We start from the raw sequence: 21291 nt of genomic DNA on the forward strand, positions 1-21291 counted from the left end.
AACCTAGGCCTGGATCGGCCCAGGTGTATGGTCCACTTCCATGGGAGATCCAGGGGCCAATTCCGCGGGCGCCGACCTGCATCTCGACCTGGCCGCATCCCGGGGCCGCAACGACCTGGTGCAGGCCCTGCACACCTCCATCCGGACTGGCCGCCTCCCGGCCGGGACCCGCCTGCCCTCCTCGCGCTCGCTCGCCAAGGACCTCGGCATCGCCCGGAACACGGTCGCCGACGCCTACGGCCAGCTCGTCGCCGAAGGCTGGCTGACGGCCAGACAGGGCTCCGGCACGGTCGTCGCCAGCCGTGCCAATGTCGCCCCGACCCAGGTCGCGACCTTGCCGCCGGTTCGGACCTTCCGCTACGACCTCACCCCGGGCTCACCCGACGTCTCGACGTTCCCGCGCGGTGAGTGGCTCGCCGCGGCCCGCAAGGCCTGGTCGGCCGCGCCGAACGAGGCGTTCGGCCTGGGCGATCCCCGCGGCCGGATCGAGCTTCGCCGTACGCTGGCCGACTACCTCGCTCGGGCCCGCGGCGTACGGGCCGATCCGGAACGCATCCTGATCTGCTCCGGCTACGTCCAGGCCCTCAGCCTGCTCTGTGAAGCAGTCCGCAACCTCGGCGGTACGACGGTCGCCACCGAGGAGTTCGGTTACAGCCTGCATCGCGACGTCATCCGGGCGCGTGGCTTGCGGCCAGTCCCGATCGCACTCGACGAGTACGGCGCCGACGTGTCCCAGCTGACCGGCCAAGCCGTGCTGCTGACCCCCGCGCACCAGATGCCGACCGGCGTGCCGCTGTCGCCAGAACGCCGTACGGCGGCTGTCGAGTGGGCGGCGAAGTCCGGAGCGGTGCTGATCGAGGACGACTACGACGGTGAGTTCCGCTACGACCGGCAGGCCGTGGGAGCCCTGCAGGCGCTGGACCCGGAGCGCGTCGTCTACACGGGCACCGCCAGCAAGAGCCTCGCCCCGGGCGTCCGGCTCGCCTGGATGGTCCTCCCGCAGCACCTTCTCGAGCCGGTGATCGCCGTCAAGCGTGTTGCCGACTATCAGACCGCAACGCTCGAGCAGTTGGTGCTCGCCGAGTTCATTGCCTCCGGCCACTACGACCGGCATGTACGGCGGTCGCGCCTGCACTACCGGCGTCGCCGCGACCGTCTGGTCGAGCTGCTCGCGGAACGCGCCCCGAACGTCAAGGTCGCCGGAATCGCAGCCGGCATGCACGTCCTGCTCGACGTACCGGGTGATGCCGAGGACATGGTGGAGCGCGCGGCCCGCCAGGGGCTCGGGCTCGCCAGCATGAGCACCTACCACTTCGCCCCGACCCCGGCGACCCGGCAAGCCGTCATCGTTGGCTACGGCACTCCACCCGACCACGCCTATCCGGGCGCGCTCGATCTGTTGTGTCAGGTCCTAGGCGTCTGAGATCGCGTCAGCCAAGGCGCGGACACCGGCCGGGCCGACGCGGCAGCAGCCACCGATGTAGGTGGCTCCGGCAGCGGCCCAAGCCGGGGCGAGGTCGGCGAGAGTCTCCGACGAGCCGGTCCAGCTGCGGGTGCCGGCGTCCCACGTCTCTCCGCTGTTCGGGTAGACGACAGTCGGTTTGGTCGCGAGCGCGATGGCTGGGGCGACCTCTTCCGGTGCACAACAGTTGATGCCAACGGCAACCACCTGGTCGATGGCGGCGAGCGCGAACGCGTCGGCCAGCAGCTGGCCGGCCCGGGTCTGGCCGTCGGCAGCGCTGTAGGAGAGCCAGGCCGGGAAGTCGAGCTCCTGCAGCAGTTGCACCAGCACCTCGGCCTCGTCGATATCGGGGATCGTCTCGACCGCGAGCAGGTCAGGGCCGGCGCCGATCAGCAACTCCAGTCGCGGTCCGTGGAAATCACGCAGGGCCGAAGCAGTGACGCCGTACCGGCCGCGGTACTCGGAGCCGTCGGCAAGGAACGCGCCGTACGGACCGACCGATGCAGCGACCAGCCGGCCGCCGCCGAACTCGTCGCGGACCTCGCGGGCGATGCGCACACTGGACGTGATCAGTTGTTCGGCCTCGGCGATCGGTACGCCGGCCTGTGCGAAGCCGGCGACGCTCGCCTGGTAGCTGGCGGTCGTTGCGACCATTGCGCCGGCCTCGAAATACGCGCGGTGGACGGCGGCGATCTCGGCCGGGGCGTCCTTCAGCAGCCGAGCCGACCACAACGCGTCGGACAGGTCGTGACCGCGGTCCTCGAGCGCGTTCGACAGGCCGCCGTCGAGGACGATCGTTTTAGAGCTCATTGGTCAACGCCAAGACCTCGTCGGCGCAGCCCCAGGACAGGGTGACGCCGGAACCGCCATGGCCATAGCAGTGGATGACCTTGTCCACCAGCTCGCAGCGAACCGAAGGCCGGTGCGGGCGCAGACCGACCCGCGCCCGGAGGACCGTTGCCTTGCGCAACTGTGGGACCAGCACTGCGGCGCGCTCCAGAATCGCCGTACTGACTGATGGGTCGGCGGCCAGATTCCAGTCGCCCGGCTCGCTGGTGCCGCCGACGATCACATCGTTCGAGCGCGGGATCACAAAGGTGGTCGCGTCGGCGCGGTCGGCGATCAGCCACTCGGACAGTCCGCACTGCGCAACGCTCAGCACCTGTCCCCGCACCGGCGTCACGGTCGGATCGCCCGCCGTCAACCTCGCGCCGAGCCCAGTGCAGTTGACCACGAGATCCGCCGAACTGGGCAGCCCCGACAAGGCTGCGCGAGTCAGTGTGCCACCCGCGTTCTCGAGCCGTTTCACCAACGACGGCAAGTACTGCGGCATCTCGACCACCGGCGCCGTGAACGCCCACCCGTCCGCAAACCCGGTCGGCGGCGACGCCACCCGCGTCAGATCCGGCAGCACGTCGGCCCACACCGGGTCGGGCGTCCGCTCCACCAGCAACTCACGCCCATGCCGCAACTGCACCGAAGGTTCACGCTCGGCCAGCTTGGTGAACTCGTCGTACGACGCCTTGGCCCACTTGGCCACCCGATCAGCAGGCTCGGCCAGATACGGCCCCCAGATCGCCCCTGCCACCGAAGACGTCGTCTCCAGCGGCAAGTCACGAGCCAGCACCGCCACCTCGTACCCGCTCTCCGCCAACCGAACAGCACACGTCAGCCCGATCACCCCAGCACCCACCACGATCACCCGCATACCCCCAGTGTCCCCCACTGCAGAGGCGCTGTGCGAGGTGCTAACCGTCTAGCGCTCCCAAACCGTCACGAATGATCCGCACTCGTCCATCTGGGTGTGCTCTGTGAAGCAGGCCTGAACGGTGAGCTTCTTCGGGTTCTTCGCCTTGAGGAAGGCGTACGGCCCGAAATGCCCGACCGTGGCGCGATAGAGCTCGTTGGTGTTCGGCGCCTCGTACGTCATGAAGAAGACGCAGACAGCGGGCTCGGTGTCGTTGTTCGGATCCGTCGTCGTGCCCTCGACAGTTACCGTGGTCCCGTCGTACGACCAGGTTCCCTCGCACTGCGAGCGAGTCGGCCACTCGGTCTCGAAGGTGCCTCCGGTGGTGGCCGATGCGTTCGTGCCGGTGGCTGCGCACAGTACGACGGCGATTCCTGCGGCGAGGTGGGCGATACGCTTCATCTGGCGTCTCTCCAAGCGTCGGCGGAAGGTGCTTCTCGGATCGTGTCCGATCGATCGCCCAGCGGCAAGAAAATTGCACCAACCTGCAGAAGTCGCTGCCGTGGACGGCTAACAGCGGTCCACGGCGAAGAGCAGGCCGTCCGCGATCCGGTCGGCGAACGTACGAATGATCGCGGGGTCGTACCGCTCGACCTCGTAGGCGATCGTCAGCTGACCGGTGGCCGCAACGTCGACAGCCAACCGACCGCGGGGGAGCCAGCTGCCTACACTCTCGGCAGCGATGCGGCGTATCTCCAGCTCGCCGACGCGGAGCGGTGTCCCCGAACCGGGTGCCTGTGACAGCGCCAGGGACACGGAGGGAAGCGACGCCGGCCGCCGACCGCCTCCGCACCGGCGATGCAGCAGCTCCGTGGCCACGTCGCCGTGGCTGAGGGCCGCACCGACCATCGCTCGCACCGAGCGCAGATCGATGACCTCCGGCGCCATCAGGAGCACTGTCGCCGCGAACCAGCCGATAGCCTCTTGTTCGGCGGGCGTGCGCCGATTCTGGAGGTAGGTGTACATCATCGGACGGGAGCCGGGCGCCAGATCTCCGATGGCGCTGAGAACGGCTTCGGCCGCCGCGACGAACGGCGTACAGCCGTTGGCGCGCGCAGCTGCCGTGTAGGACGCCCACCAGGTGTTGCCGAGATCGACCACCTGAGCCGCGGCCGATCGGGAACCGACCTCGCTCAGCGGAAGCCGGACCGGGAACCGCGCGAACCCGAGTGGGCTGTCCGCGGCCCGGAGCTCGGCGACCGCGGCGTCCAGGCCCGGAGCCGGCTGGGCGGAACGGGCCGCGGCTGCGTCGGCGAAGGCCAGGAACGTCGGGTTGCAGGCGCACTGTTGCGATACCGGTGGCGAAGCGTAGAACGCCCAGAAATCGCGCCAGAAGATCTCGATCGACGTTCCGTCGAAGGCGAGATGATCCAGCTGTGCGGTCAATCGGTGTCTGTCGGCCCCGTCCGAGCTGATGACCAAGGCCAGCCGCGCATCCTCGACCGGCGACAGCGCCACCGTGCCATCCGCAACGGGTACCTCTGCGGCAGAACACGGTGCGACGACCTGGACGGAGTCTTCGAAGCTCAGGCGGAGCGCCGGGTGCCGGCGAGCGACCGCGAGGGCTGCCGATCGGACGGACTCCAGAGACAGCGGACCGGTAACGTCGCAGGCCGATTCCATCAGGTTGGTCCGGGCTGTCGCGCCGTGCGCGGCTGCCTGACGCGCCCGTTCGAGACGGGCGTACTGCTGGAAGGTGAGCGGGTAGGAACCGGCGACGCGGCAGTCGGACGTCATCCGGCGTCGATTCTGGACAGTGATGCCACGACGTGTGCCGTGGCGAATCGCGGATGGCGAAGCACCGCCTCCTCGACCAGTCCCAGCTTCTTCAGCAGACTCCGGCATGCCCTGTGGGCCACCTCCGCGGTGGCGACCACCGAGTCGGCGTCCGTCCGGGCGAATGCGTCGTCGATCACGGCCGCAGCCGCCTCGAAACCATAGCCGCGCCCACGCGCCGAGGCGTCCAGCCGGAAGCCCAGGTCCCAGGCGTTGGGGCGGACCGGCCAGGTCAGCGTCGTGACGCCGCAATGGCCGAGGAGAGCTCCGTCGTCGCGCCGGCACACAGCCCACCGGCCGATCCCGTGGAGACGCCAGTGCTCGATGACACTCGTCACGAAGTTCGCAGCCTCGGCAGAGCTGCGCGCCCGGCGATACGGGAACCAGTTGAAGCGGGGATCGGCGTACAGGACGGTCAGGGCATCGACATCGGCGGGCGTGAATCGACGCAGGAGCAGGGAATCTGTGCGAATCATTCAGCCCCGGAGTTGCTCGTTGTGAGGTACCGTCGCATCGGATTATAGGGCTGGGGCAAGTTGTGTGAAGTGCCGATGAGGAGCCGGATGAGTGTGGCAATCCCCGCGTCCGCGCGGCCGATCGGAGTATCCGGGCGCCTTGCCGCGGTCGCCCGGCAGGCAGAACGTGAGCTCGGCGCCTACCAGCGGCGGCGTGGACGGGCTCGTACGACGGTCGAGTCAGCGCGGGAATACGAGGCCCGCTGGTCCGGCCAGCATCAGGACGCACGGTGGCAGGCTGCGGAAAGCCTTGCCGATGCGGCCCGGCTCTCGTCGTACGGCAGCGCCCGGCTGCGGGCTCTGCTCGACTTCCGGGCGTACAGCATTCCCGCACCGGACTTCTTCGGCTGGCGGGCCGCCAAGCTCGCAGAGATCGTTGGCGCGTTCGTCCGGCCGGACGAACCCGTGCTGGAACTGGGGTGTGGGATCGGCAAGAACCTGGTGGCGCTGGCCGCCCACGGCTACTCCGATCTGGCGGGGGTCGACATCAGTCCCTCCGCTGTCCGGGCGTTGCACGACCAGTTCGCGTATTTCGGCCGCACCGTCCGGGGGCTCGAGGGCGACCTGATGGACCTGGCGCCGATCGGCGCGGAGCTTGCTGGGCGGACTGTCCTCACGAACTATGTTCTCGAGCAGTTGCCACGCCAGCTGGACGTGGCGCTCGACCAGATCGCCAGGGCCCGGCCCCGCCAGGTGCTGCATATCGAGCCGTGTCCGGACCGGCTCCCCGGCCGCCGGGCCTGGGAACGATGGCCGAGTGTCTGGCATGTCCGCTCGCACGACTACCAGCGCGATCTGTACGCCACGCTCTGCGAACTGGAGGCCACCGGCCGGCTCCGGTTGACCGAAGTCCGGCCGCTGGGTTATTCGCCATACATGTTCCACAGTGCTGTGCTGATCAGATGGGAGCCATATGAGTGACGCTGTTGTCGTGCAGATGTCCGGGGCGCCGGGAGCCGGCAAGACGACCATCGCGCGCGAGCTGGTCCGCCACCGTCGCCTGGTCGCGATCGACCACGACATCGTGAAGACCGCGCTCCTCGAAAGCAGCGGCGCCTTCGACATCGCCAGCGTCGCAAGCTACGGCGTACTGAAGGCGATCGCCGATGATGTGCTGGCGCAGGGGCTCGGTGTGATCATCGACAGCCCGTGCTTCTACGACGAGTTGCTGACAGCCGGTCAGCAACTCGCGGCCAAGCACGGCGTGGCGTATCGCTACATCGAGTGCGTCACCGAGGACATCGGACTGCTCGACCAGCGACTGCGGTCCCGGCCCGCGTTGCGCAGCCAACGCCGGTCAGTAGACGCGCCGCCGGTGGATCTCGCTGCCGATCGTGAGCTCAGCGGTGTGGAGCTGTTCGAGTACTGGATCGCGAACATGAAGCGGCCGGACCACTTCCTGCAGCTCGACACGACCCGGCCGTTGGACGAGTGCGTCGCGGACGCTTTGGCGTTCCTCGGAAATCGGAGGTAGCAATGCCACTCAGCAGCCCGCACATCACCGTTCCCGAACCATCGCGTCTGCAGCAGGCCGAGGCCAACTACGCTGCCTATGGTCTGGTGACCCTGGACGACGTGGTGGACGTCGGCGCACTGCGGCCCACGCTCCGTGCCATCTACGACGAGGTCGGACACCTGGCCCAGGAACGGCGTCAGCCACACGTCGCCGGCGAGGGTGTCCTCGGTGTCGGGCACCGGTTCGCCCGGCTCGACACCACGCCCGGCATTCCGGGCGGCGACGTCGTTGCGGAGTGCTTCACGGCGCACGGACTCGATCGCTGGGCCGCTGACTTCGCCGCCGAGTCGCTGCAGTGGATCGGTGCGATCACTGGTTACGACCTGACCTACGACCGTGCCTTCCTGCTCGTCTATCGCGAAGGTGACTACATCGGCCCGCACGGCGACAAGTACGACGGTCACCGGGTCAACCTGCAGATTCCGGTCGTTTACGACGCGGTCAGCTGCATGCGGGTGCTCCAGGACGGATATCTCGAACCGCAACTCGATCGCGACGGCACGGTGCGGCTGCTGGGACCGCGGATGTGGCACGAAGTCCCACCGCTGCTGCCGTCCCGGCCGGACGTCGCGCCACTGCGTCTGGTGCTTTCGCTGCGAACGACCGGCGTACCCCGCGATCTCCAGCGCAACTACAGCGGGCAGGTGCTGGCGTGACCTACACCGTCGACCGGCTGATACCGACGATGGCCGGATCCACCGTGCACCTTGCCCACGACAGCAATGGCAGCGCAGTCATCCTCAAGCGAGCCCAGACCCCGGCCGCGGCTGCCGACCTGGCCGGATACGCGCGACAGCTGCAGCGGCTTGGTGAGATCCCGTCGGCGGCGCCGTTCTATCCCCCCGTGCTGCGGCTGGAGGACGATCTCCTGGTGCTGCCGTACTACTCCCACGGATCCTTGGACGCGCAGGGGGCTGGGGACCGGGCAGCCTTTGTCCGGCTGGTCGGTCAGGCCGTCGATGCGGTCTTCACGATCTCCGCTCTGCACTCCATGCCGGCTGGTGTGGACGCTGCCCGGGCCTTCTGGCGCAGCCAGTTGGTCAGTCGTTTCGATCGGCTGAAGGCGACCGGGGCATCGGTGGCCGAGCCGCCGTTCAGCACCATCTCCGGGTGGCTCGCGTCCGGCTACTTCGATCAGTTGCTCGATGCCGCTGTGACCAGACCGCTGGGCCTGGCGGCGCACGGCGACTTCGGGCTGAACAACGTCATGCTGGCTGCTCCGGGGAGCGAGCTGCGTTTCATCGACCTCCGCGGTGCGACCCCGTGGGCGGACGATCTGCCGTGGTGGGATCCGATCCTCGATCTGGCCACGCTGATCACGTTCCATTGCCGGATCGAACCCGCCCTCGGCGTGCGTGACGGGATCGCTGTCAGCGGCCCGCACAACCGGGCGACGCTGACGCCGGACGAGATCGTTGCCTTGTGCCCACCATCGTGGACGGACGGTGATCCGGGCTGGCGACTTCGCCTGCAACTGGGCATCGTCATCCGGATCCTCGGTAGCGTGAGCGTTCAGTTGACCTCGGCACCGATCGACCGCGAGGCCCGTTCCGGCCGCGTCACCCACCTTCTGACCCAGGCGATCGACGAGCTCAGCCGCCTGACCCGGTAGTGGGCGGCTGCAGCCAGGGCCTGCTCTTTTCTGCCCATCGAACAACTGGAACCGCGAGAACGAGGCCGACGACGAAGACCGCCGCGAGCACGAGCCACCCAGGGCCGCCGGCGCGATCCGGGAGCTGAGTGACCAGCAGCGGTCCAAGAGCGGTCGGCACGATGGCCCCGAGCGCTGACACCCCGCCGTACTCTCCCTGTGCGTCGGCAGGTGCAAGCTCGTAGCGCATAGCCCAGGAGGCAGCGCTGCCCAGCATCTCGCCGCCGGTCAGAAGCAGGAACACGACCACGAGTCCGGCGATCACCCAGACCGGTCCGAGAGCAGAGGTCGTGCTGAGCACAATGCACGCGACCACCAGCAGGGCAAACGACGCGACGAGCGACCGGGAGGCTCCACGCAGGGTCTCCGACGGACGGGCCGCTGTCGTCTGCAGCACAGCGACGATGGCGGTGTTGATGATGATGAGCCAGGCTGCCAACGCAGGCGGTGCCTGGGTGTGCGCCACGATCCACAGCGGGATCCCTACCGTGATCAGACTGTCGCTGATCGAGGTCAGCTTGCTGACCTGGGCGACGGCGAGGAACGGCAGGTCGCGCAGGCCCTGGGGGAGACCCCACCGACGACGCCGGCGAGGCCGCACCGTCCCCTTCGGAAAGAACAGGTACAACACCAGGCCGAAGGTGGTGGTCAGGGCATTGCCGACGATGACCCAGAGGTACGCACTCCGGGTCCCGACGCCGATGGCGATCCCCGCGAGCGCCACGCCCGTCATGAAACCGATGTTGAACAGACTGCGGGTGATCGCGTTCAGCCGGACCCGGTCGCCCCGGTCGACGACCGACGCCACCAGGGCGCCCCGGCTCACATTCGCGCCACTCTCCGCGATTCCCAGCAGCACGATGACGATCAGGAAGCCACCGAACGCCCGTACCTGGGTTGCCCCGATCAGGAGCGCGACCTGGGCGCCGGTCAGCCACAAGGTGATGTTCCGCGCTCCGAACCGATCACTGAGCTGCCCGATCGGAACCGCCAGCAGGATTCCCGCGCCACCGGCCACCGCCAGGCCGATACCGACCTGACGCGCGCTGAGGCCCACCGACTGCACGAAATAGAGTGCACTGCCGGACATGTACAAGCCGAAGCCGACGCTCGACACCAAGTAGCCGGCGATGATGATCTGCACGGCCCGGCTCTTCCGGACGAACTCCCGGAGCCGTTCGCGCTGACTTGGCTGCGACGGATTCGGCTCCGTCATTCCGGTCCCGCTTCCGGAGCGCGCGCCTGCAGCTGAGCCACCGCCCGATGATCAACCTTGCCGTTGCCGTTCAGCGGCATGTCCTCGATCCACTCGACGCGGCGGGGACGTGCGTAGCTCGGGAGGGCGTCGGCGGCGGCTCGTTCGGTCTGCTCGTGGTCCTCGGCGTCTCCGGACACCACGACGGCCAGCGAGGTCCGGAGGGGCGTTGTCTCGACGAAGGCCGATGCATGACGCACACCGGGCAACCGCAGGAACGCGAACTCCACCTCACCGAGCTCTACCCGAGCGCCGTTGACCTTGACCTGCCGGTCGACTCTCCCGCGAAACACCAGCTCGCCGTCTTCCGGGCTCACCACGTCACCCGTGCGGTACCAGTCGTCGGCAGGCAGCGGCCGGGCCAAGTCTGCATCGGCGGCACCCTCGAATGCGGTCGCATTGTCGGCACTGCGCAGATAGCCGTCGAATCGTTGAGGCCCACGGACGAGCAGTTCACCGGCATGACGCGCGGAACCGATCCGGCTCTCCAAGTGCGGGAAGATCTTCCCGATGGGGACGGTTGCATTGCTGGTCTGTGGCCATTCGGCGGAGTCGCGTGGCAGGCGGTAGGACGCACAGGCGAGAGCGAGTTCGGTCGGGCCGTACAGGTTCTCGACGATCGATCCGGGTGCTGCGAGTTTCCATTCTGCTGCCTGCTTCCAGGTGAGTGGCTCACCACAGAACTGGCTCACCCGGAGGGTGGGCATCGCACCAGGCGTCAGCTGTTTGAGCCGGGCCGCCGAGCTGATGACCGACGGGACCGAGAACCAGTGCGTCAGCCCGCGCCGGCGAACGTACTCGGCGCTGGTGACGTGCTCCGCGCCCCTGGGCAGGTGCAGCGTCGCCCCCGTCAGAACGGCGCCGAAAAGGTCGAACACGGCCAGGTCGAAAGCCAGGTCGAAGGTACTGGACAGCCGACTGCCGGGTCCGAGATCCGTGCGCGGGAGCTGATAGTCCAGGAACGACATCAGGTGTCCTGCCGACACGGGAACGGACTTCGGCACTCCGGTCGATCCCGAGGTGTGCAGCACATAGATCCACGGCTCCGGGGAGACCGTTGGCCTGCTGGCCCGGTATCGGTCCACGCCTTTCACGGTTTCGGCGCTCCAGCCGTCGAGCCGGCCCGCGAACCCGTTGGTCCGCACCCGGAGAACCTCTGTGACGCCGACCTGGTGTAGGGCGGCCGATGTCTGGGTGGCCGACCACGTGGGGCTGATCGGAACCACCGTCCGGCCCTCCAGAACGGCCGCGAGATACAGCATCGAGGTGAGCGGATCACGATGACTCACGAGCCCGATCGGGCCACGGCTCTCGCGGAGCAGATCGGTGTATTCCGAGACCACCGCTCGCACCTCGGAGTACGTCCAGCTGTCGGCGCCGTCGTTGATCGCCGGAGCTGTCGCGTGCCGCCCGAATGCCGCGCGGATACGGCCGCGGAGTTCGGCCGAGCTGCTGTCATGGTCCGTCATCTCTGCGTGCTTCCGATCGTAGGCCATCAGGAAAGGTGCCATAAAGGTTCTTGTTGTGCACCCCGGATCTGTTTGGGCACGGGATGCCCGACGCCCAGTTCGAGGACAGTCAGGCCGGCGTCCAGGCAGAACCGCATCGGCTCGGTGAAACCCAGCGATGCGTAGAGCGAGCGCCGGTCCGCAAAGGTGTCGGCCATCCCCACTTCGTACAGCTCCAGCGCCGATTCGTGCCGGCGCGCGAACGTGACTCCGAGCAGTCGGCCCGCCCCGTCCCGGATGCTGAGTGCGGTGGCGGAGGCCGGCTCGAACCGCCACCACTTGGTGATCTCGTAACCGGCGAGGCGGTGGTCGATGGTTCGTCCGTTGCGTTCGGCAACGGCTGCGACGAGTGGTCCCGCTTCGGCGATGAGCTCACGGCTGACAGCCGTCCATCGGGACCGAAGGCCGAGCGCATGCAGCTCACGAAGATCGCGGGTGTCGCGCTTCCACTGCTGCCGGACACGCTTCAATCGATGCTGCGGCTCGCCGACCGGGCTCCACCGCAGATCGAGGCGGGAGAAGACATCGGCCGCCGTCACCTGGGGCCTCGTCGGCCAGTTCGCCAGGAAGGCCGGCAACTGAGCGTGTGGGACGTACTGGGCGACCGGCCGAATCCGCAGGTCTGTCGCGACCGAGCAGGCGGCACTGATCAGCTTGCCAAGACACTCCTCGGTCGCCCATCGGTCTGCGCGGGCAACGACCGTTGCTCCGCCGATCAGCCTGCTGTGGCCGCCGAGATGCAGATACGGCTGATCTGCCGAAAGCCCCATCGTCGCCAGCTGCTGGATCAGGAAGGTGCTGGGCGGTGCGGGCAGCGCGCTACGCCAGATCGGCAGGCAGCCGACGGCCTTGCCTTTCTCCCACGCAACCACGTAGCGGGAGTCCCACCGCGGATCGGTCCGCAGCTCGTCCGACCAGCGCCGGAGGTCGTAGTCGGTTCCGTACTCCGTCACAGTCCGGAGCAGCGGTGGCGGAGACATTTCGACGGAGCTCATGGCCGTCGAACGGTGTCGGGCGGTAGCAGTCCCCGCACGGCCGGCAGGTCGACCTTTCCGGCTGCGTTCCTCGGCAACCTGTCGACCGGGTCGATCCGTGCGGGAATCAATGCCTGAGGCAACAAAGAGGACAGGCGGTCGCGCAACTCCTCGACGCCGGCGTCGGTGACGACGAGCGCGCACAGCCGGGTCCGGCCGCGGTGGTCGGTCGCTGCTTCGACGCGCGCGTCAGTGGCTCCTGCTGTGAGCAGTGCGGCCTCGATCGACTCCAGCTCGACCCGTCGGCCGAGGATCTTCACCTGCCGGTCCCTGCGGCCGGCAAAGGCGAGCGAGCCGTCGATCCAGCGGACAAGATCTCCGGTCCGGTACCAGCGCCCGTCGTCCCGGTCGACGAACCCGTCCTGGACCAGGCCGTTCTCGGTGAGATACCCGGCAGCGAGCGTCGGGCCCGCGATCAGTAGCTCCTGGTCACCCTCGGTCGTGGACTCGAGGCTGAACAGCCGCCCTCGCAACGCCTGCCCGATGGGCAGGGCCTGCTGAGTGTTCGCGACGTACGACGGGACCTCATAGGCCGACGCGGTGATGCCGGCTTCGGTCGGTCCGTACGAGTTCACCAGCCGAACCGTCGACAGCGCGCCCGATCGCCAGGCGAAAGCATCGGACTCGTAGGCCGCCTCGCCGCCGATGACCACCATCCGCAGTGTCTCGAGGTCGAGTTCGCGACCGTCCAGGTACCGGGCCCACTGTCGCCAGTACGCCGTCGGCAGTTGCAGAACCGTCGTACCGGTCGAGCGAAGACGTCGGTGCAGCTGGGCGAAAGTAGGGGTCGCACTGTCGGCCGCGACCACCGTCGCGCCGGCGAACAACGTCGGCCAGATCTCCTCCTGCGAGGTGTCGAAGGCCAGCCGTGCGAACTGCAGAACCCGGTCGCCCGCCTGGATCTCCAGCCAGTCCACCACCGCATCTATGTGCGCCTCGAGAGCCGGTTGGCTGACAGCGACGCCCTTGGGCCGGCCGGTGCTGCCCGAGGTGAAGATGACGTACTGCAGATCCGGGACCGGCGGCACCGCCGGCCTCGGGCAGGAGTCGACCAGGAACCTGCTGTCGAGCAGGGTGATCGACCGGCTGTAGTCGGCATCCGATCGGTCCGCGATGACAGCGGCACATCCGAGCAGGGTCACAACCTCGTCGCGCCGTCCCGCGGGCCACTCGGGGTCCAGTGCGACGAGCGGCCGTCCGGCTGCGGCGACCGCGAGGACGGCCGGCACCCGCGCGGCCGGCTCGCTGACGACCGCTGCGATCGGCCCTGGCCGGAGAATGAGTTCGTTCAGCCGATCGCCGGCCCGGGTGGCCGCCTCGAGCAGGTCGCCGAAGGTGAACTCTCGCTGCGGGCCGGCAAAGGCCGCTGCGGTCAGATGGTCCTGACACCGCAGACGCAACCGATCCAGCAGCGTCACGCGCGCCGCTTCTGCGTCTCGACGGCCGCGACGACGGCCGCCAGATCCGGGTTGCGGAAGAGGTCCTCGACCGTCAGTTCGACCTCCAGTTCGTCGTTGACGGTCTGCAGCATCAGGATCGCGTCCATCGAATCACCGCCCTCGACGAAGAAGTCGGACGCCGGACCGACCGACTCGACCTTCAGCAGGTCGCACCAGATCGCGGCGATCTTCTGGGTCAGCTGATCGGTGGTCATCTCTTCACCTCTTCGTGCTGTGCGGCGTGCGCGTTCGCGGCCGCGAGGTCGTCGGGTGTGTTGATGTTGTAGGCGTAGCCCAGTTCGAAGGCGGCGGTCTCGCTCCGCGAGAAAGTCGTCAGGAACGCCGAGTAGCTGGTGTGCCCGGCGTCGACGTACGCCCGCAGTCTCGTCAAGGCTGCGGGCCGCAGCCAGTACAGGCCGGCCAGCCGGGCAGCCGGCGACGGCAGCCCGCGTCCGATCGGCCGATCGGACGAATGAGGATCCCACCAGATCGTGGTCGGCCCGAGGTCCCAGGGGATCTGGGTGACGCCGATGACCAGGTCCACCGCGGGAACCTCGCGGGATGCGAAGTCCAGGAAGTTCGTCAGCCCGCCCGGGGGCATTGCGAGATCACCGTCGACCGCGGCGACCTCCTGGTCGGGTCCGGCGGCGCGCAGGATCAACGTGCCGTAAGGCGCGGACGGCACCTGCTGAGTCTGGACCTTGCTGCCGTGCCGCTGGGCCCAGGCTCTGATCTGGACGTCGTCGGGCCGGGTCAGCACCCGGACACCGACCCCCGTCGCGATCACATCCTCGACGAGACGCGCGAGAATCGGCCGGCCGGCGACCTGCAGGAGTGTCTTCGGGACTTCCCGGGCCAGCTCACCCATCCGGCTCGCCCGTCCGGCACAGGGAATAATCAGGTGCACCACGAAGTCGGGTCCTTCCTCTTGGCTATGTCCTGGCGAGCAGTTCGAGGTGTCCGGGCTCGGCAAGAGCCCCGTGGGCGACCCGGACCAGCAGATCGTCGAGCAGCATCATGCCGTACAGCAGCAGCCCGAGACAGCGATTGCGACGCACTGCCGGCGCAGCGGCGCGGTCGGAGAGTCGGCAGGCCGCCTCCGCGATGACATGTGACGCATGGGCGAAAGCCACCATGGCCGTCCAGCGGTCGGCGCGGAACCCGGCTTCGCCGGCGAGCGTCCGCAGCTGGGGCAATCCGGCGACGAACAAGTTCTGCCAGTGCTGGTAGGGATTCGGTTGCCTCAGACCGACCTGGAACCCGCCGGTGTCATGCGTCACGGCAAAGCCGGTGCTCATCGTGGCTTCGAACAGGCTGAGGCTGAACAGCATCTTCGCCACGTCGTACACCGGGTCCCACGGCTGCGTCACCCCTCGTGGATCGATCAGCGTGAAGTCGTCCGGGGTGCTCGCATCGGGGAGGAGCAGATTCCGCAGATTGAGGTCGCCGTGCACCGGCACGGCGAGTTGCGCGCCGTCGAACAACGGTGATGCGGCCCGTGCGTTGGCTGTCAGCAGATCGAGGCCCGGCACGGACAGCCCATTGATCTCGATCCGTTCACCGGTCAGGATCTCCGCCGGTAGATGCCGGGCGAGTAACCAACGGCGTCGCCTGATCCTGGCCAGATAGATGGAGTCCCAGTGATCCGCCGCCGCCGCACGAATTCCGTACTGGTAGCCCTCCGCCAGCAGACCGGACCAGATGCCGGTCAGCAGACTCTGCGCCCGTCCCGCACCGTGACTCTGCGACAGGAGTACCAAGGGGCGCGCGTCGATGTAGTCGAACACATAGGCAGACCACCGCTCGTCGTGCGCTGCCTGCCGAAGTGCCGGATAGCGGCGAGCAACAGCCGGAGCGACGGATTCGAGCATCGACACCTGGGCTTGTTTTCTGCGGAAGCTTGCCATGTCATGACCGTCGACGACGCCGTCGCTGGTCGCCAGGCACTTCAGCACCACAGGCCGGCCGTCCCGGTCCAGTCCCCTGGCTGTCACGGCCCCGGATCCGCCGCCGTCCAGCAGGCTGTCCACCGAGATCGAGCAGTGGGTGGCGGCACGCTCCAGCAGACTCGAAGCGCTGCCAGTCACGCCCTGTCCACAGCCGGCGCCGTGTTGAATGTGGCGGCCAGCTCTCGCAGCTGCTCGTCGGACGCGTCCACGAGCAACGACGGCAACCGTGCCGGCAGGTCGAGGCCGTCGGCGGTCAGCGGGACCCGGTCCACCTGGGCCGGTTCCGGGGTGACGGTCGCCTGCTCGGCGCGGGCCTGCCCGGCAGTGAATATCAGTGTGTGCGGCGGTGCGGCCTCGCCGTCGTACTTGCGGGTGTGGTCAGGCGGCGGCCAGCCGCCGCCGCTGCTGTAGATGTTGTAGACGACACTGTCCTGCCACGGCGAGTACGTCAGATGAAAGGCATTCAGCGGCACCACACACATCTCGCCTTCCCGGTACTCGGCGATCGACAGATGGTCCGGCTCATCCGGCCTGGCCACCAGGATCACGACCCGGCCGGCCAGGACCTGGAAGACCTCGATCTGTCCCGGCGGATTCCAGTGACCGACGGAGCGGACGGGCTCGCCGGTCGGGAGCAGTCCACCTGCGTAGTGCACCCGGTCACCACGCCAGGTCGTCGGCGGGTTCGCGACGTTCGTCACCTGGCGACGATGCACGTCGCGATAGGCCGTGTACAGCGGTTGGTCGGACCTGCGGCATTCGGCGGCCAGCCGCTCTCGATCGACCAGATGGACGGTGCGGCCGGCGGCTCTGGACAGGAGTTCGGACAGCAGAACCGAGCGAGCTACGGTCACAGCAATCCAATCGTCGAGGGAATGGTGAACCGCCCGGCCGAATTGGCGGAAATGTCACCGATGCGGCTGTCTCGTCGCCATTCATTCGTACCTTGGGCAACCCGGGGCGGGATTTATCCCAGCGGAATCTATATTCCACCTGGATGTATGTCAAGCGATGTTCCCCGGTTCGGAGTTGCAACAAGATGCAACTCCGCCGGCGGCCGGATGGTGGACTGGAGGTGCGACACTGGTGCAGTTCATTCGAGCGCAGACGCGCGCTGACCATCGAAGGTGTCATCGCCATGCAGGAGTCGTCGGGAGTTCCGGGTGCCGGTGTTCGCGTGCCATTCAGAGATTTGCGTCGTTTGCACAACATCGGTCAGCAGGAATCGCGGGCCGCGCTGGACCGTGCGATTGATTCGTGTGATTTCGCCCGGCCGAATCAGCTGATCGAGGAATTTGAGAGTAAGTTCGCCGAGTATTGCGGCGTGCGGTATGCCGTCGCGACCTCGAGCGGGTCGTCCGCATTGCTGCTCGCTTACCTCGCACACGGGATCGGTGCCGGCGATGAGATCCTGACCGTGCCGAACACCTTCGTCGCCACCGCCGAGGCGGCGATCATGCTCGGCGCGCGGGTCCGGCTCGTCGACGTGGACCCGGTGACCCAGGCCATCGACCAGGGCGCGGCCATCCGGATGCTGACGCCGTCGACGAAGGCCGTCGTACCACTCCATCCCTTCGGGCGGGCGGCCGGCCTCGAGCTCTTGCGATCGGTCACCCGTGAACGCGGCATCGCGCTGATCGAAGAGGCATGCCACGCGCACGGTGCACGTCGCGTCGGTCGTGTCGGCGACAGCGCGGTGTTCAGCTTCGGCCCGACGAAACCGCTGGCCGGCCTGGGGGAGGGAGGTGCGGTGGTCACCGACGACGAGCGCCTCGCCGGGATCTTGCGGCAGTGGAACAACCACGGCCGTGACGGCGGCAGCCATCGGCACCTGGGGCTGAACTTCCGCATCCATCCGATGGAAGCCGCCTACCTGACCTCGCGGTTGGCGCTGCTGCCGGGACTCCTCGACGAACGGCGCATGATCGCCGCGCGCTACAACGACGCCTTCGCGGAATACGGTGTGACCGGAAATCCGGCGGTCCGTGACCCCACCGAGCACAGTTACTACGTGTATGTGCTCGATGTCCCGCAGCGTGCTCGGTTCTGCCGGCGGCTGTCGGAGCTGGGCATCGGATGGGACATCCACTACCCGGTAGCCATTCACCGGCAACCGGCCCATGAGGCTCGCTTCCGGGCCGCGGCTCTGCCGCAGTGTGATCGGCTGCAGGAACGAATCATCTCCCTGCCGATGATCAATGGTCTTCGGAAGGATGAGATCGACGAGGTCGTGACTGCGGTGCGCTCCGTGCTGGAGGAGGTCACCGCAGAATGAACATCAGCGCACCAGACAGGGCCGCTTCGGATCGAACGCCCAGTCCTTGATCACATACTGCATGGCGACCGCATCGTCGCGTGCACCGAGTCCATGCTCGAGGTACAACTCATGCGCTGCCGCCAGCGCTTCCCGATCCAGCGAGACCCCCAGACCAGGCCCATTCGGTACGGCGACTTCCCCGTCGACGATCTGAAGCGGGTCCTTCGTGAGTGCCTGTCCGTCCTGCCAGATCCAGTGCGTGTCGAGGGCCGTGATGTCACCCGGAGCCGCCGCTCCGACGTGGGTGAACATGGCCAACGAGATGTCGAAGTGGTTGTTCGAGTGCGAACCCCAGGTGAGCCCGAAGTCGTTGCAGAGCTGGGCAACCCGCACCGACCCGGCCATCGTCCAGAAGTGCGGATCGGCCAGCGGGATATCCACGGCGTCCATCCGCACCGCCTGCGCCAGCTCACGCCAGTCGGTCGCGATCATGTTCGTAGCTGTCCGCAATCCCGTCGTGCGACGGAATTCGGCCATCGTCTCGCGGCCGGAGAACCCGGCCTCGGCGCCACATGGATCCTCGACGTACGCCAGCACGTCGTCCAATCCGTTGCACAAGGCAATGGCTTCACGGACCGGCCAGGCGCCATTCGGATCGACCGTGATCCGCGCCTGCGGGAACCGCTCGGACAGCGCCCGGACGGCAGCGATCTCTGCCGCGCCCTCGAACACCCCACCCTTCAGCTTGAAGTCGGCGAACCCGTACCGCTCCTGCGCCGCTTCGGCCAGCGCAACCACGGCCTCCGGCGTCAGCGCAGCCTGCCGCCGCAACTGCGACCACCGATCGGTGCCGTCATCCGTCACATAAGGCAAGTCAGTCTGCCCCGGATCGCCGACATAGAAGAGATAACCGAGCACCGGTACGGCGGCCCGCTGCTGGCCGTCGCCCAGAAGCTCAGCCACCGGTACGCCGAGATGCTGGCCGAACAGGTCGAGCAGAGCCGACTCAAGCCCGGTCACCGCGTGCACCGTCGTACGGAGGTCAAAGGTCTGCAGCCCACGACCACCCGCATCCCGATCCGCGAACGACGTGGCAACCGTCCGCAGCAGTTGGCGATAGCGCGCAATCTCCTGACCGACCAAAAGCTCCGCAGCCTCAGTGATCGTGCCCGCGATCTTGGCGCCACCGGGAACCTCACCCAGCCCGGTGTTCCCCGAGCTGTCCGTCACGATCACCACGTTGCGAGTGAAGAACGGCCCGTGCGCACCACTCAAGTTGAGCAGCATGCTGTCGTACCCAGCCACCGGCACGACCTCGACCGACACCACCCGCGGAGTCACTTCAAACCCTCGATCAACGCCGTGAGTTGGGTCAGTTCGTCCTCGCTCAGGTCCTGCAGCGGCGGCCGCACCGGCCCGGCCGGACGGCCGATGGCTTTCACGCCGGCCTTGACGATCGAAACGGCGTACCCCTTGGTGCGGTCGCGGATGTCGAGGTACGGGATGACGAAGTCGTTGAGCTTGCGGTAGACCTCGTCCCGATCCTGCGCGAGCACATCGGCGTAGAAGCCGAGCGCGAACTCGGGCACGAAGTTGAAGATCGCCGACGAGTACGTGCTGACCCCCAACTGCAGCAGCGGCAGCGCGAACGTCTCCGCCGTCGGCAGCCCGCCGATGTAGGTGAGCCGGTCGCCGACGCGCGCGTAGGTCCGCGTCATCATCTCGATGTTGCCGACGCCGTCCTTCAGGCAGACCAGATTGTCGTTGCGGTCGGCAAGCTCCGCGACCGAGACATCGTTAAGGATCGCGTTCGCGCGACTGTAGACGGTGACGCCGAGGTTCGTGCTGCGGCAGACGGCCGAGACGTGCTCGACGAGCCCGCGCTGACCGGCCTCAGTCAGATAGGGAGGCAGCAGCAACAATCCGTCGGCGCCCGCAGCCTCGGCGGCCTGGGCCTGGGCGATCGCGGTCGCGGTTCCGCCGGTGGCCGGGGCGATCACCGGCACCCGCCCGGCGACCTCGGAGACCGCGGCCCGAACGACGGTGTCGATCTCCTCCGGCGTCAGCGAGAATCCTTCCCCGGTACCACCCGCCGCGAACAGCCCGGCGACGTCGTACTGGCTCAGCCAGGACAGGTGTTCGCGATAGGCCGGCTCGTCGAAGCTCAGGTCGGCGCGGAAATGCGTGACAGGGAACGAGAGCAGGCCGGTTTTCAGCTGGGCAGCGAGTTCGGTGGGGGTCACGCCGGTCAGCCTAGGAACGTCGATGGATACCTGTCCAAGACTGTTTGTGGATCTATTGATGCTCTGAGAGCATCGCTCGAACCCGCCGCAGGACCGGATTGGCCGAGTCGCGGTGCCAGATCGCGTGCAGTTCGACCGGCTCGCCGGCCAGCGCGATCTCCCGGAAAGTGACCCCCGGTACGCCGAGATCGCGCGCCGACTCGGGGACGAGCGCGACCCCGCGGCCGGCCGCCACCAGCAGTACGACGGTGAGCACCTGCTGCACGCGCTGGGTGATGCGGTGCTGGGACCCGGCCAGGAACCGAATGGTGAGCTCGTGGAAGTAGGCCGCGCGGACGGGGTCATAGCTGATCACCTCTTCCGCAGCGAAGTCGGCAGCCGTGAGTGGCCGGTCGAGCGCAGTCAGCGGGTGGTCGGCCGGCAGCGCCGCGCAGAGCGGCTCCCGAGCCACCACCTGGGAGTCGAGGAGGTGCGGGTCGTACGGCGGTCGTGCCAGCGCGAGGTCGAGTTCGCCGTGCAGCAGGCCGTCGATCTGGGCCGACGTGACTCGCTCATGCAGGATCACGTCCACCTCAGGCAGTTCGTCCGACACTCGGCGCAGGAACGGCCCGAGCGTCCGGATCGCCGACACCGCGGTGAAGCCGAGCCGCAGTGTCCCGGCCGCGCCCTGATCGACGCGGCGGGCGAGATCACCTGCAGTTTCGACCAGCGCCAGCAGCCGCCGGGCCTCGCCCAGGAACGCCTGCCCGGCCTCAGTCAGTACGACGCGGCGGTTGTCCCGCTCGAACAGTTGGACCCCGACCGCGCGCTCCAGCTTCTGCACCTGCCGGCTGAGCGGCGGCTGGGTCATGTTGAGCCGCTCGGCCGCCCGGCCGAAGTGCAGTTCCTCGGCGACCGCCACGAAAGCGGTCAGCTGGTCCAGCGAGAACATGATTCCCG

General features: G+C 67.8%; 22 protein-coding genes. 6 read left to right on the forward strand and 16 right to left on the reverse strand.

Annotated features, from left to right (window positions below):
• Positions 1 to 40 precede the first annotated feature (40 nt).
• The gene (gene pdxR, locus E1261_RS01765) at positions 41 to 1423 is read left to right on the forward strand and encodes a MocR-like pyridoxine biosynthesis transcription factor PdxR (RefSeq protein ID WP_132400683.1); all 1383 of its coding nucleotides are present in this window, start codon (positions 41 to 43) and stop codon (positions 1421 to 1423) included.
• On the opposite strand, the gene mmuM is transcribed toward pdxR, so the two are convergent.
• The 5 genes from mmuM to E1261_RS01790 all read right to left on the reverse strand — a co-directional run bounded on the left by mmuM (position 1412) and on the right by E1261_RS01790 (position 5461).
• Entirely contained in the window at positions 1412 to 2272 is an 861-nt protein-coding gene (mmuM, locus tag E1261_RS01770; RefSeq protein WP_202874245.1) for a homocysteine S-methyltransferase, read from the reverse strand. The two genes, pdxR and mmuM, sit on opposite strands and share 12 nt — an antisense overlap.
• Complete coding sequence (locus tag E1261_RS01775) at positions 2262 to 3170, reverse strand: FAD-dependent oxidoreductase (RefSeq protein ID WP_132400686.1); 909 nt, start codon at positions 3168 to 3170, stop codon at positions 2262 to 2264. The genes mmuM and E1261_RS01775 overlap by 11 nt, the downstream gene beginning before the upstream one ends.
• Positions 3171 to 3218: 48 nt before the next feature.
• A complete protein-coding gene (locus E1261_RS01780; protein WP_132400689.1) occupies positions 3219 to 3611 on the reverse strand; it encodes a hypothetical protein in 393 nt (130 codons plus the stop codon).
• Between the two features lie 108 nt (positions 3612 to 3719).
• Positions 3720 to 4946: a condensation domain-containing protein gene (locus E1261_RS01785; protein ID WP_165952309.1), complete on the reverse strand. Its 1227-nt coding sequence runs from the start codon at positions 4944 to 4946 to the stop codon at positions 3720 to 3722.
• On the reverse strand, positions 4943 to 5461 hold the full coding sequence (locus E1261_RS01790) for a GNAT family N-acetyltransferase (protein WP_132400695.1): 519 nt from the start codon (positions 5459 to 5461) through the stop codon (positions 4943 to 4945). The genes E1261_RS01785 and E1261_RS01790 overlap by 4 nt, the downstream gene beginning before the upstream one ends.
• Before the next feature lie 87 nt (positions 5462 to 5548).
• On the opposite strand from E1261_RS01790, the gene E1261_RS01795 reads away from it, so the two are divergent.
• Genes E1261_RS01795 through E1261_RS01810 form a run of 4 tightly spaced genes read left to right on the forward strand, consistent with a single transcriptional unit; the run spans position 5549 to position 8628 of the window.
• Entirely contained in the window at positions 5549 to 6421 is an 873-nt protein-coding gene (locus tag E1261_RS01795; protein ID WP_165952310.1) for a class I SAM-dependent methyltransferase, read from the forward strand.
• Positions 6414 to 6974 carry a P-loop nucleotide/nucleoside kinase family protein gene (locus E1261_RS01800; protein WP_132400701.1) on the forward strand — a complete coding sequence of 187 codons (561 nt, stop codon included), beginning with the start codon at positions 6414 to 6416 and terminating at the stop codon, positions 6972 to 6974. The genes E1261_RS01795 and E1261_RS01800 overlap by 8 nt, the downstream gene beginning before the upstream one ends.
• 2 nt (positions 6975 to 6976) lie before the next feature.
• Positions 6977 to 7672, forward strand: coding sequence for a StsF protein (locus E1261_RS01805; protein ID WP_132400704.1), 696 nt, complete (start codon positions 6977 to 6979; stop codon positions 7670 to 7672).
• Complete coding sequence (locus E1261_RS01810; RefSeq protein WP_132400707.1) at positions 7669 to 8628, forward strand: phosphotransferase; 960 nt, start codon at positions 7669 to 7671, stop codon at positions 8626 to 8628. The genes E1261_RS01805 and E1261_RS01810 overlap by 4 nt, the downstream gene beginning before the upstream one ends.
• Here E1261_RS01810 and E1261_RS01815 read toward each other — a convergent pair.
• Genes E1261_RS01815 through E1261_RS01850 form a run of 8 tightly spaced genes read right to left on the reverse strand, consistent with a single transcriptional unit; the run spans position 8609 to position 16706 of the window.
• Complete coding sequence (locus E1261_RS01815; protein ID WP_132400710.1) at positions 8609 to 9883, reverse strand: MFS transporter; 1275 nt, start codon at positions 9881 to 9883, stop codon at positions 8609 to 8611. The two genes, E1261_RS01810 and E1261_RS01815, sit on opposite strands and share 20 nt — an antisense overlap.
• Entirely contained in the window at positions 9880 to 11391 is a 1512-nt protein-coding gene (locus tag E1261_RS01820; protein WP_165952311.1) for an AMP-binding protein, read from the reverse strand. Before E1261_RS01820 ends, E1261_RS01815 begins: the two co-directional genes overlap by 4 nt.
• Before the next feature lie 26 nt (positions 11392 to 11417).
• On the reverse strand, positions 11418 to 12425 hold the full coding sequence (locus E1261_RS01825; RefSeq protein ID WP_132400716.1) for a hypothetical protein: 1008 nt from the start codon (positions 12423 to 12425) through the stop codon (positions 11418 to 11420).
• The gene (locus E1261_RS01830) at positions 12422 to 13882 is read right to left on the reverse strand and encodes an AMP-binding protein (protein ID WP_132400719.1); all 1461 of its coding nucleotides are present in this window, start codon (positions 13880 to 13882) and stop codon (positions 12422 to 12424) included. Before E1261_RS01830 ends, E1261_RS01825 begins: the two co-directional genes overlap by 4 nt.
• Entirely contained in the window at positions 13879 to 14118 is a 240-nt protein-coding gene (locus tag E1261_RS01835) for a phosphopantetheine-binding protein (RefSeq protein WP_132400722.1), read from the reverse strand. The genes E1261_RS01830 and E1261_RS01835 overlap by 4 nt, the downstream gene beginning before the upstream one ends.
• Positions 14115 to 14813 carry an NTP transferase domain-containing protein gene (locus tag E1261_RS01840; RefSeq protein WP_132400725.1) on the reverse strand — a complete coding sequence of 233 codons (699 nt, stop codon included), beginning with the start codon at positions 14811 to 14813 and terminating at the stop codon, positions 14115 to 14117. Before E1261_RS01840 ends, E1261_RS01835 begins: the two co-directional genes overlap by 4 nt.
• Before the next feature lie 22 nt (positions 14814 to 14835).
• Entirely contained in the window at positions 14836 to 15990 is a 1155-nt protein-coding gene (locus E1261_RS01845) for a phosphotransferase (RefSeq protein ID WP_132400728.1), read from the reverse strand.
• Positions 15987 to 16706 carry a hypothetical protein gene (locus E1261_RS01850; protein WP_165952312.1) on the reverse strand — a complete coding sequence of 240 codons (720 nt, stop codon included), beginning with the start codon at positions 16704 to 16706 and terminating at the stop codon, positions 15987 to 15989. Before E1261_RS01850 ends, E1261_RS01845 begins: the two co-directional genes overlap by 4 nt.
• 185 nt (positions 16707 to 16891) lie before the next feature.
• Between E1261_RS01850 and E1261_RS01855 the strand changes: the two genes are divergently transcribed.
• On the forward strand, positions 16892 to 18127 hold the full coding sequence (locus E1261_RS01855; protein WP_165952313.1) for a DegT/DnrJ/EryC1/StrS family aminotransferase: 1236 nt from the start codon (positions 16892 to 16894) through the stop codon (positions 18125 to 18127).
• Positions 18128 to 18130: 3 nt separating this feature from the next.
• On the opposite strand, the gene E1261_RS01860 is transcribed toward E1261_RS01855, so the two are convergent.
• From E1261_RS01860 to E1261_RS01870, 3 genes are read right to left on the reverse strand one after another with little or no spacing between them, the layout of a single operon-like run.
• Complete coding sequence (locus tag E1261_RS01860; RefSeq protein ID WP_238175945.1) at positions 18131 to 19450, reverse strand: enolase C-terminal domain-like protein; 1320 nt, start codon at positions 19448 to 19450, stop codon at positions 18131 to 18133.
• Positions 19447 to 20352, reverse strand: a complete 906-nt coding sequence (kdgD, locus tag E1261_RS01865) for a 5-dehydro-4-deoxyglucarate dehydratase (RefSeq protein WP_238175946.1) — start codon at positions 20350 to 20352, stop codon at positions 19447 to 19449. The genes E1261_RS01860 and kdgD overlap by 4 nt, the downstream gene beginning before the upstream one ends.
• Before the next feature lie 52 nt (positions 20353 to 20404).
• A complete protein-coding gene (locus tag E1261_RS01870) occupies positions 20405 to 21283 on the reverse strand; it encodes a LysR substrate-binding domain-containing protein (protein WP_132400737.1) in 879 nt (292 codons plus the stop codon).
• Positions 21284 to 21291 lie beyond the last annotated feature (8 nt).

Source organism: Kribbella albertanoniae (assembly GCF_004348455.1).
Lineage (GTDB): Bacteria > Actinomycetota > Actinomycetes > Propionibacteriales > Kribbellaceae > Kribbella > Kribbella albertanoniae.